The sequence below is a fragment of the Planococcus sp. NCCP-2050 genome (assembly GCF_023708025.1).
GTDB lineage: Bacteria > Bacillota > Bacilli > Bacillales_A > Planococcaceae > Planococcus.
The window spans coordinates 1-1,380 of sequence record NZ_BRCX01000013.1 but is presented as its reverse complement, the minus strand read 5'-3'; the positions used below and the strand labels follow the sequence as shown (position 1 = coordinate 1,380).

Genomic DNA, 1,380 nt, shown 5'->3' with positions numbered 1-1,380 from the left:
GGTTCTCCGTCAAATGTTGGGGTGAGATGAATTTCTCCTCACCCTAACCTACGTGAACTCCCAACTTCTTGTACTTGTGTGTCAGTAATATTTTCGCGCGGGCACGTCCGAAGTTTTGGAAACCGAACGCATTGCGCTTGATGACTTTCGTCAGGTTGTTGATGCCTTCCAAAAAACCGTTGGAATACGGGAACGCGAAACTGTTCAAGATCTCGGTTTGCCAATTCCGGAACGTACCGATGGCTTTCCGGAACTCGGGAATGGCTGCTTCTTCCACCCGTTGATAAAATTCCAGTAACGCTTCTTTGGTCTTGAGGATTTCCTCAGGGCTTCTTTTTTTGCTTGCCTGGAACCAGACGCAATACGCTTCCTTCAGTTCGTAAGCCCGTTTGAGCTCATTGGACATTCCGAGATACCGCTTCAAATACCAACGGTCCTCTTCCGTCAGCTTTGCGCTGTTTTTGTAAAAGACATAGCGCATCCGTTTGCCCTTTTTGCGGTCATAGTCGTTCCAATTTTTCTGTACGCGCCGGCGGACCCCGTCCAGTGCCCAGTAGATGTACCGGCAGAAATGGAAGCGGTCGGCGACAATCACCGGTTTGCCAAGTGCTTGGCGGACCGCAGCTTTAAAGGAAGGGCTCATGTCCATGATGACGATTTCCACCGCCGCCCCGTGCTGTTGGAGATACTGTTTGATGGTCTCTTTTTTCCGGTTGGGCAGGATATCGATGGGTTCTCTCGTTTCGCCATCGGCGATAATCAGCTGGTACTTTCCTTCACGGGTGTCGCCTTTGTATTCATCTATGGCGATGACGCGTGGCAGTTTTGCGGTTTCCGCGACTTCCTGCAGCGCCACCATGTCGAAACGCCGGACGATGGTCGAAGCGGAAGCGCCGTATTGCCCGGCCACTTCCTTGAATGTTTTCGCCTTGACGCTGCGCACCTGGACGGCCTGGTTCCATTCTTTGGAGAACCGCTGGTAACGCTCGATGAACGTGTTCTGTTCGGCGAACTTCTTGCCGCATGCCTCGCATACGTAGCGTCTCTTTTTGTAGAACAGGTAGGTCAGGCGTTCAAACCATTTGAGGTGCTTGATCTTCTGGATCCGGTAATCATGGACGCGCCGGGTCTTCTCCTGGCAGTGCGGGCAACGGTGAGGTCGCACCTCCAGCTCCACATGCAGGGCTACACGGTCCTCCACCTGTTCCATTTTTGTGATGATTACATCTTTTAAACCGGGAATATTCATGGTAAAATTCATGTGCACGCGTCTCCTCTTTTTTACTTGTTACTCGACATTTCAAGTATAAAAGAAATTGGAGATTGCGTGCCTTTTTTTGGGTTGAATTGTGTGAACACCCCAACATTTAGTGTAGAACC

Annotated in this window: 1 protein-coding gene; it reads right to left on the bottom strand. The window is 50.7% G+C overall.

What is annotated here, in order from left to right:
- Positions 1-43: 43 nt before the first annotated feature.
- The gene (locus NFU07_RS17620; RefSeq protein ID WP_251480591.1) at positions 44-1,267 is read right to left on the bottom strand and encodes an ISL3 family transposase; all 1,224 of its coding nucleotides are present in this window, start codon (positions 1,265-1,267) and stop codon (positions 44-46) included.
- Between the last annotated feature and the right edge of the window lie 113 nt (positions 1,268-1,380).